9 protein-coding genes are annotated in these 9,749 nt (G+C 65.4%); 8 read left to right on the top strand and 1 reads right to left on the bottom strand.

Annotated features, from left to right (window positions below; translation table 11 throughout):
* The first annotated feature begins 117 nt into the window (after positions 1 to 117).
* The 8 genes from ACGLHR_RS48715 to ACGLHR_RS48680 all read left to right on the top strand — a co-directional run bounded on the left by ACGLHR_RS48715 (position 118) and on the right by ACGLHR_RS48680 (position 9,505).
* A complete protein-coding gene (locus tag ACGLHR_RS48715) occupies positions 118 to 582 on the top strand; it encodes a toxin co-regulated pilus biosynthesis Q family protein (RefSeq protein ID WP_400102931.1) in 465 nt (154 codons plus the stop codon).
* A 43-nt stretch (positions 583 to 625) separates the two neighbouring features.
* Entirely contained in the window at positions 626 to 2,392 is a 1,767-nt protein-coding gene (locus tag ACGLHR_RS48710) for a hypothetical protein (protein WP_400102929.1), read from the top strand.
* A gap of 16 nt (positions 2,393 to 2,408) precedes the next feature.
* Complete coding sequence (locus tag ACGLHR_RS48705; RefSeq protein ID WP_400102928.1) at positions 2,409 to 3,683, top strand: hypothetical protein; 1,275 nt, start codon at positions 2,409 to 2,411, stop codon at positions 3,681 to 3,683.
* Positions 3,684 to 3,697: 14 nt separating this feature from the next.
* Positions 3,698 to 4,165 (top strand): hypothetical protein, encoded by a 468-nt coding sequence (locus ACGLHR_RS48700; protein WP_400102926.1) that lies wholly within the window; start codon positions 3,698 to 3,700, stop codon positions 4,163 to 4,165.
* Positions 4,166 to 4,195: 30 nt separating this feature from the next.
* A complete protein-coding gene (locus ACGLHR_RS48695) occupies positions 4,196 to 5,962 on the top strand; it encodes a GspE/PulE family protein (protein ID WP_400102924.1) in 1,767 nt (588 codons plus the stop codon).
* A gap of 85 nt (positions 5,963 to 6,047) precedes the next feature.
* Positions 6,048 to 7,178: a hypothetical protein gene (locus tag ACGLHR_RS48690; protein ID WP_400102922.1), complete on the top strand. Its 1,131-nt coding sequence runs from the start codon at positions 6,048 to 6,050 to the stop codon at positions 7,176 to 7,178.
* A gap of 249 nt (positions 7,179 to 7,427) precedes the next feature.
* Entirely contained in the window at positions 7,428 to 8,045 is a 618-nt protein-coding gene (locus tag ACGLHR_RS48685) for a hypothetical protein (RefSeq protein ID WP_400102920.1), read from the top strand.
* A gap of 113 nt (positions 8,046 to 8,158) precedes the next feature.
* Positions 8,159 to 9,505: a shufflon system plasmid conjugative transfer pilus tip adhesin PilV gene (locus ACGLHR_RS48680; RefSeq protein WP_400102918.1), complete on the top strand. Its 1,347-nt coding sequence runs from the start codon at positions 8,159 to 8,161 to the stop codon at positions 9,503 to 9,505.
* 29 nt (positions 9,506 to 9,534) lie between these two features.
* Here ACGLHR_RS48680 and ACGLHR_RS48675 read toward each other — a convergent pair.
* Positions 9,535 to 9,749: hypothetical protein (locus ACGLHR_RS48675; RefSeq protein ID WP_400102916.1), on the bottom strand; the 215-nt coding region annotated here is incomplete at its 5' end.

Here is a 9,749-nt window from a genome sequence, read left to right as displayed (position 1 = left end):
CGGCCTTCGATCATCGCCGCGTGCTGGGTTCAGGCAACGTTGTGGTGATGTCATGATTTACGGAAAGATCAATAGGCACGCAAGGCAACACCACTTCAATATCGAAGAGAGGTCATCATGGCCATCAAACAAACGTGCGCGACCCTGCTGCTGGGCCTAATGGTCTCGAGCTCCGCCGTCGCCGCCAATTACATCGTCCGCGAGAGCGGTCCGGTGACCCTGGGGCCGGCAGCTCAGTTGGACCCGATCGCCGCGCGGATTGCGCAGCGGGAAGCCGCCGTACCCGTTTCTGCGTACGTGCCAGCACCCGCGCCGTCGGGGTGGCAGGTCACTCCCGCCGACCAGAACGTGCGCATGCTGCTCACGCGCTGGGCCAGCGCCGCGGGGTGGTCGCTCGTCTGGATCGCCGAGCGGGACGTACCGCTGGTCGGCAGCGCGCAGTTCCCGAGCGACTTCAAATCCGCCGTTCGGGAGGTTCTGCGCGCGACCGACATGAGCGACGCCGCGGTGCAGCCGTGCTTCCACACCAACGCCGTGGTGCGGGTCATTCCGGCCACCGTGCTGTGTGACCGCGCCGAATAAGCCACGCCGCAACCAACCGTCTGCCCACCCAGGATCGAAACCAATGCATATCACCTTCAAACTCGCCGCCTGCGCGGTTGCCGCCGCGATGCTGGCTGGCTGCGTCTCCCCGGCACTGACCCAGCGCGCGATGGGTGAGTACCACAATGCGGCCAACAAGGCCGATGCCAAGCGAGCCGAGATCAACCGGGCCATCGACGCCAACCGTGCCTTCATCGAGCAGGCGCAGGAGGTCAATCGGCCGTATCTGGTGGGCAAGTCGGTGCCGCTGGCCCGCGACGTGCGCCTGCCGCGCGCGCTGCAGCGCGGCTTCAAGACCGCCGTGCTGTTCCCCAAGGGCAGGGTGTCGCTGGCCGAGGCGGCACAGCGCATCGGCGTGGTCACGGGCATCACCGTCAGCATCACGCCCGACGTTTACCTCTCGGCGCTGTCGCTCATGCCCAAGAGCGGCACGATGGATACGGGCGCGGCGAAGGCTGGCGCGCCGGCAGCCCAGCCGATGGCACCGCTGCCCTTGCCGTCGCCCACCGGTGCGTCGCCGACCGGGACCAATGGCCTGCCGCCGGCACCGTTGCCGCTGCCGGCATCCAGTGCAGGCGCAGGCATCGTTCAGCCCGACTCGCCTACCGACCTGGATTTCCCGAGGATGGAAGCGCCTTTGGCGCAGATTCTGGACAACATCGCGAGCCGCCTGCAGATCCAGTGGAAGTACGACGATCAGGCCAACGCAATCAAGTTCTACCGCCTGGTCACCAAGAGCTGGAACCTGCCTGTGTCGCCGGCGACCAACTCGTACTCCACCGCGCTGTCCGGCCCAACCTACCAGAGCAACAACAGCAACGCGCTGAGCGCGCAGCAGGCGGCCAATGCCGTGCGTAGCGAGGCGAGCGGCCTGAACGAGCTGACCTCAATCAAGGAGGCCGCCGACAGCGTGCTCACGCGCGTGGGCACGATCAACGCCAACCAGGCCACCGGCACCATCACGATCACCGACACCCAGGACGCGGTGGAGCGCGCCGACGCCATCATCAAGGAACAGATCGCGATCCTGTCCCGCATGGTCCTGCTGCGTGTGCAGACGGTGCAGATCACCACCACCGACACCGGGGAGAGCGGGGTGGACTGGAATGCCCTGCTGACCAAGGCCCTGGCGCACATCCCGGCCTTCAGCCTGTCGGCGGTCTCGCCGGCCTCGCTAGTGAGCAGCAATGCCGGCACACTGGGGCTGAACATCATGTCCGGCGCGGGGAGCGGCACGCAGGCGATCATCCGCGCGCTGGCCGAGATCGGGCGGGTCCAGACCTCCACCGAGCTGCCGCTGTCGACGCGCAACCGCCACGCCATCAGCTACAACGTGCGCAACACGTTCTCCTACGTGAGCAACACGACGCCGGGCGTGGCCTCGATTTCCGGTGGCGGCTCGACGCCGGGCATCCAGACGGCCCAGGATTCCACCGGGCTGAAGCTGGTGCTGTTCCCCAATGCCACCAGCAAGGACAGCGTGATGCTGACCTTGTCGCTGGACCAATCGGTGCTGCAGAGCCTGCAGACCTTCGTGTCGGGCAGCGGCAGCAACGCCCAGTCGGTCCAGTTGCCCAACGTGAACGGGGAGGGCTCGACCCAGGAGGTGCCGATCAAGAACGGCCAGACCCTGATCCTGACAGGGTTCGACCGCATCCACTCGCAGTATGACCGGCGCACGCTGGGCGACGGCGCACCGCTGGCGCTCGGCGGCTCGCTCACGCAAGGCAGCACCCGCACCACCACCATCGTGCTGGTGTCGGCGGTGATCCGCGACGCCGATATCTGAGCGAGAGGGCATCGTGATGCTTACCATCAATGGGATGTCGGTGGCCTTCGGCCTGCAGTGGCAGGTCCTGCTGCGGCAAGGCCGCGAGGAAGCCGTTGCCCGCAAGGCCGGCGCCACTATGCTGTGGGCGGACCGGGCCGGACAGTACGTCGGGCTGCTGCCGCCGAAGGTCAAGCGCCCTGGGAAGCGGATCACCGTCTACGCCGGCGCGCAACTGGTCCTGCGTGCGACGACCGCGCAGAACCTGGTCTATGTGTCCGAGATTCCGGGCCTGGACGGGTACGTGGCCGTCGGGATCCACCAACGGCGGCCCCGCCAGGACTTCGATCGTGCCTTCCTGCGGGCGGCCGAGGTCAAGACCCTGCTGGATGAATTCGCCAAGGTGTGCGGCAACGAGTCCTTCAGCCTGATCGGCGATGCGCGCCTGGACGGCATCGAGCCGCTTCCGCTGACCGAGCTGGTCACCGTGGCGGACGCTGGCGCCATCATGCGCCGCCCGAAGCTGCGCGTCACGCCGATCCAGGGTGCCGTGGTACTGCTGCTGATCGGCGGCATCGGCGTCGGCTGGCAGACCTACAGCAAATGGCGGGCGACCCAGCTTGCGGAGGAGGCCATACGCAAGACGCAGACGCCTGCGGAGCAATACGCGCAGGCGCTGAGCGTGGTCAGCGCCTCGCCGCTCTTCCTTGCCACGGGCGTCGACGACTACCTGGCATGGGTGCGGGCGCTACCGGTATCGGTCGGCGGCTGGGGCGTGAAGTCGGTCGACTGCGAGCCCAAGGACGGGCCGCGCCTGGAATGTGCGATCCGTCTGGAGCGCAACTTCGCGCAGGCGTCAAACGAGAGCTTCCTCGCCACCGCGCCGGCGGAGTGGGCGAAGGCGGCTGCGTTCGATCCTGACCAGCGCACGGTACGCGTCACGACCACCGTTCCCCTGGCCAGCACCCGGACGGTTGGTGACGTCCTAAAGCTGGCCCGGGCGCGACGCGGGCTGACCCAGGACTTTATCCCCATCCTGCAGAAGATGGCCGTGCTCGGCACCGAACCGAAGATGGGCACGATCAAGCCGTTCCGGCTGCCGGAAGGCGTGGCGGAAGACGCGGTGCCGGTGCTGTACTGGGAGGCGGGGTGGAGCGTCCAGGTGCCGCTGCGCACCACCGCCGTGCTGAAGACGTTCCCCGAGTACGCCTATCTCACCGCGCTCTCCCTGAGCCTGGAGCGCAATGGCAAGGCGGGCACCGCCGAATCGTTCGCGACCGTCAAGGTGACGGGCGCTGTTCTCACCAAGTAAGAAAGGACCCGATCGTGAAGATAACTCAAACTATTACCGCCCTCGCCGTGGCCATGCTCTGCCACGCGGCGATGGCTCAAACCGACGTCCCGACCGTCGGGGAAATCGAGCGCCTCGAGAATCAGCTCACGATCAAGCGGCTCAACGACGAACTGCTGAAGCCCGGGGCGGGGGTGGCGAACCTCCCGGCCGCGGCGACCGCGGCTGCCCCATCTGCGAACGCTGCTGGCGCGGTCAAGGCGCCAGTTGCCCCGTCCGTCGAACCGAAGCCGTTCGTGGCGGCGATCTACGGCGTGAGCAATGCCGACGGCACCATGGACTACCACGGGCAACTCAACTGGAACGGCCGTATCTACCCGATCCGCAAGGGCGTGCGCGTGGCCGGCTACCAGGTGCGGCGCCTGACGGCCGAGGGGGCCGTGCTCGCGCCCGTGGGGCAGCGCGGCAAGGGCGGACACACCGTCTGGGCTCCCATGCTGTAAGCCCAGGATCGATGCTAACCAAGGAAGCCTATGTTCGACCGTTTGTTCGGCAGGAAGGCAAGCCCGTCGCCGCTGATCGCCAGCTTGGCGCCGCCGGCGTCCGCCAATGCCCCAGCGCGCCCCGCCAGCGGCTACCGGACCGCATCCAAGCCGGTCGACCACATTGACGACCTGCCGGCGTTCAACAAGAAGCTCTATGAGGAAATCAACCTGCAGGCGTCATTCCGCCATTTCATCTGCCCGGTCGAGACGGAGGCCAACCGCTTTGCGCTGATCCTGACCGAGGATATGATCAATTCGGACATCGCCAACGAGCTGATCAAGGCCCTTTCGTTCAAGCGGGAGGCGGCCGATCCCCTCTACTACATTGCGTCCACCGTCGTGATGGTGGAGCTGTGTCGCGATGGGGTCATGGAGAACAAGCCGCGGGTCAAGAACCTGACGAGTGCATTGAACTCCCGCAACCGGGAATCCGCGCTCTGGTCGCAGTTCGAGAACATCGTCAACTTCGCGGTCGACAGCAACGCTTCCGACCTGCATTTCAGGATCGAGCGCCTGAACGAGCGGTCAAACGTCGGGTTCCGTGTCGATGGCAAGCTCATCCGGCCGCGCGAGTTCCAGATCAAGACCGGCGACCTGCTGGACACGTCCGCCTATCTCTACAACATTCACGGCGTCTCCGGGTCGGAGAACGCATTCAACGAGAACAAGCCACAGGCGTGCCAGATCCGCGCCGAGATCAACAGCCACCGCCTGCTGTTCCGCTGGGCCTCCAATCAAACCGCCAAGGGCACGAAGATCGTTATGCGGATGCTGACTCAGGACGAGGCCCAGTCGATTCGCTCGCTCGCGGAACTCGGCTACCTGCCGGACCAGATCGAGGTCTGGCGGCGTTCGATCGGGCGGCTAGGCGGTGGCACCATCATTGCCGGCGTGGTCGGCTCAGGCAAATCCACCACCGGGCAGACCATCATGACGATGCTGCCCGAGACCATGGCGAAGTACACGGTCGAAGACCCGGTCGAGTACATCATCCCGGACACGGATCAGTACTCGGTGTCGCGATCCATGAACGACTCCGGCAATGACCCGTTCCTGGCGGTCAAGCGCCAGCTCAAGCGGCAGGACCCGGATGCGGTGCTGATCGGCGAGATCCGGGACCACGAGAGTGCGGGTCTGTTCCGGGACATTGCGGAATCCGGCCACCGGGCCTTCTCGACCGTTCACGCGCCCAGCGCGATCGATACCATCACCATGCGCCTGACGTCGGGAGAATTGGGCATTCCGCATGACGTCATCGCGACGCCCGGCTTCATGAACCTGCTGGTGTACCAGGCCCTGCTCCCCCTCAACTGTCCTGTGTGCAAGCTCGACCATCGGCAGGCGCCGGGGATCAGCGCAGACTACCTCGCTCGGATCGAGCGGGTGTTCGGCATTGAGCGGGCCGCCTTGCGCTTCGCGAATCCCGAGGGCTGCCCAACGTGCCGTCGCACCGGGCTGCCGGAGCTGCATGGCGTGAAGGGACGGACCGTCGTGGCAGAGATGATCGAGCTGGACCAGACCATGCTCAAGCTGTTTCGCGAGCGCCAGAACCTCGAGCTGAAGGCCTACGTGCGCTCCCTCAATCGCTCCCGCTTCGATGAGAAAGTCAGCGCCGGGAAGTCCGTGCTGGAAGTCGCCATGTTCAAGGTCTCCCGCGGCATGATCGACCCCCGGGAGGTCGAGTACAAGTTCGGTACCTTCGAGCAGTACGAGCGGCAGGCCGCTTTCGATCAGGCACTGCGGCGCGTGGCATAGCTCGCGTCGCGTTCTAGGCGCCCGGCCGCCGCCCGGTGGGGCGGCCGGAGTCCCCTCACACGGTCCTTCAACCAGAACCCGCATCATGTCATTTCTCCGTAAATCGTCCGCGCCGGACCCGCTCGCCAAGGTGCACTCGGTCAGCTTTGCCACCAGGCACGAATTCAGCAGTGAGCGCGGCGAGTTCTACATCGACCTTGCGCAAAGCATGCAGGCCATGCGTGGCGTGCCGATCACGCAGTTCCTCGAGAACTACGCCACGCGCCACCAGAAGCGGGCCATTGGCAAGATGGCCCAGTACTGGCTGACCCGCTTCTCGGACACGGGCACGTTTACCGAGTCGATCCGCGGCACCGTGCCCAAGGAGGACCTGACGCTGCTGGCCGTGTCCGAGAAGGCGGGGGATCTCGCCTCCGGGCTGCAGTCTCTCGGGGAGAACGTCATGGCGATGGGCAAGACCAAGCAGGAGATGATCATGACCATGGCGGCGGGCATGATCCTGATCGTCCTGCTGCATGCCTTCCTGGCGATCCAGGCCTTCATGGTGATGCCGCAGCTGGAGAAGGCCATGACGGCCAACGCGGGGGCAGCCTCGCTCGGCCTGCTGCCCCGCATCCTGTTCGGCGCGTCGACGCTGATTCGGACCTGGTGGCCACTGGAGGCTGTGATCGTGGTTGCGGTCGTGGCGTGGATCTTCTGGTCGTTGCCGCGGTACACCGGGCGTGGCCGCGCATGGCTGGACGATCACGTCTTGCCCTACCAGATGTACCGGGACTTCCAGGGCGCGGCCTTCTTTGTGGCGCTGGGCTCGGTGACCAAGCTGATCGGCTCGCAGGTCATCCAGGTTGCCGACGCGCTGCAGCGGATCCGCGAGAACTCGGTGGGTTGGCTCGCGTGGCACATCGACCGGATCATGCGGAATATGGAGGAGGCGCCGACGGCCAAGGGCGAGCTCTTCAACACGGGCATTGTCAACGAACGGAACTACTACCGGGTGGTCGATATCGCCGAGTACGCACAGCTCTCGACCATGCTCAACGACGTGGGGGCACTGATCATGAAGACGGCGCCGGTGGAGATGGCGAAGAGCGCCAGCAAGTCGCGGTTCGCGTTGATGCTCGGCTGCGTGATGCTCATGTTTGGTGTCTACGGTGCCACGCTGTACATGATCAATGACTTCAAGAACCAGGCGCAGATCAAGGCGATGGTCCGCTAGGCCGTCTTGCGGTCTGTGTTTTGCCAGAGGGGGTGCCATCCTGCACCCCCTCTCTGTTTGTGCGGATGGAGCCGGCAGTGCCGACGGTGCGGGCACAACTGGCGCAACAGGCGTGACAGGGCGAATCACGCTGCTTTTACTGGTGCATTCGAGCGCGGATTTGCGGCACGGGCAAGGAAACTGTGTTTCGAAGGCGGCGCATCGCGGCCTCGCACCCCAGGACCTTATCTGCTCAAGGAGCTACCTCGTATGCAACACTCCACACTCTCCCGTCGCCGCGCCGCCCACCGCGCGGAGCTGCAGCGCCTGCGCGCCGCCGGCGCATCCAAGCTGACCCGGCTGCGCGCGCAGGCCGGCTACAGCATGGTCGAAGTTGGCCTGGTACTGGTCATTGCGGCGCTCGCCCTGGTGGGCGTCATCATGTACTTCGCCAGCAACAGTGCCGCGAGCCAGGCGACGGCGCTGTCCGGCGACCTCACCAGCCTCATCGGCAAGGTCAAGCAGAGCTACCAGGGCAACTACGTCGGCGTCACCAACGCTGCGCTCAAGTCTGGCGGTTTCTTCCGCGATCTGGGCAGCATGAACGCCAGCGGCGCCAGCCCGACGCTGGCCCTGGGCGGTGGCACGCTGACCGCCGTTGCCGGCACCGTTAACTCGGCCAATGACTCCGTGCAGTACACGCTGACGCAGATTCCCGATAGCGCCTGCCTGTCGCTGGTGTCGTCGCTGGCCAGCAGCGTCGCCTTCCTGTCGATCGCCGCCAATGGCGGTACGGCCTCGGTGGTGAAGGCGGTCGGTGGCGTGGTGGATCCTTCCAAGATCACCTGCTCGAACGACAAGAACACGCTGTTGATCAAGGCGCTGTAATTGCGGTGGGCCCGGGGCGTCCTACCTAGCGCCGGGCCATTCTTCCTTCACCGTGGCGCAGCCGCCCGTTGCGCCACGGTCCGTTCAACGCGACAGACACCTTGCGCCCACCCATGTCAACCTTCCGAATCCGTCGGCCCGCCCGCCGGCAGCGCCGCACCGGCGGCTACCTGATGATCGAAATGGGCTTGTATCTCGTGATCGCGGCCATGCTCATCGCGACGGTGAAGCTGCCGGAGATGATCCGGGAGATCGAGGACAACCAGGCGGTCGGCGCGGGCCAATATGCCACCACCATCCGTACTGCGGTCAACCGCTATGTGGTCGGCAACAAGACGCAGATTGTGGCCGGGGTGGTGCCCGGCTTTACCGATCCGCGGGCGCCCACGGTGTTGGAGCTGATCGCGACCAAATACCTGCCGGCGGGCTTCGGTCTCAGGACGCCGCTAGGGCAGTCCTTCAAGGTCAAGCTGGCGCTCCAGGCCTGTCCCGGCGTGAGCTGCGAGGTCGTGGGGCTGGCCTACTCGGCGCTGCCACTGAACGACGAGGCAGGCCGGCCACGGATCCCGCTGTTGGGCACGGCCAGCGCGACGATTGGCCCGGACGGCTATATCTCATTCCCGGCCGCGCCGGCGGTCATGACCGGGGCAGGGGGCAGCACGACGGCGAATCCGGTCGCTGGCACGCCCGCCGGCATCCTGGGCATTCGGGTGGGGTTCGGCAGCTATGGATACGCGAATGTGGCGTCCGACGTGGTGGGGCCGTGCGTGTACATCAGTGGTTCGAATGGGCAGATCCAGGTCAAGTGCGACGGCAGCGTGACCGTGACCGACGGCACCAACACGTCGACGATGGACGCCTCGGGCTTCTACGCGCCGAACGGCGTGGTCCAGACGAACAACATGATCACGTCTGGCGACAACTATCTGCAGGGCAAGGCGACGGCCGATACGGCGTGCACAGCCGACGGCGCGACCCGCACCAACGCCAACGGCACGGGCCTGGTGATCTGCGGCAACGGGAAATGGCAACCCGTGGGCACGGCCATCGCCAATATCACCGCCGGCATGGCCTGTGCCACCAATGGCCAGATCGCGACCAGCGGCAGCAACGTGGGTTTCATCTGCCGAGGCGGGCAGTATCAGGCGCTGACGTCGGCGTTCGGGACGATGACGATGACGCGCAAGATCGAGAACGTCACCGACGGCATGACCTTCGGGAAGGACAATTGCCCGGGCGGCACGCCTTGGGCGCTGTTCACGGGCAAGTTCATTCTGGTAAACGACACGGGCTATATCATGCCGCCAATCCAGGGTAGCTACTATGCCGCAGTCGACCAAGGAACCTACTGGTACGCCCAGGCATCAGCAAAATCCTCGGCCGCATGGTACAGCGGCAACGATACGGGTGCGCTTGGCGGCCAGCTTGTTGGGACGTTCACGACAGGCTGTGCCTATTGAGCGAGGGATGCCGATCGAAGAAAAGCCCGCTAGCGCGGGCCTTTTAAATATGGGATGCCGTATCGAATAATCGAGATCTGCCCACCTGCATCCTCAAAGATCCCGATAGCCGTGTTCAACAGGTCGTCGCATCCCTCCAGTTCCGTCGAGACGACGGCAATCAAATCTTGCAACCCGTGAGGTCCACGTTCTTGCCGTTGCTGTTCGTCGTGAGCTCGATCGAAGGGCCATACTGCCTGGCGAT

It is taken from the genome of Cupriavidus sp. CuC1, assembly GCF_044627735.1.
GTDB lineage: Bacteria > Pseudomonadota > Gammaproteobacteria > Burkholderiales > Burkholderiaceae > Cupriavidus > Cupriavidus ulmosensis.
This window is presented reverse-complemented; position numbering and strand designations above follow the sequence as displayed.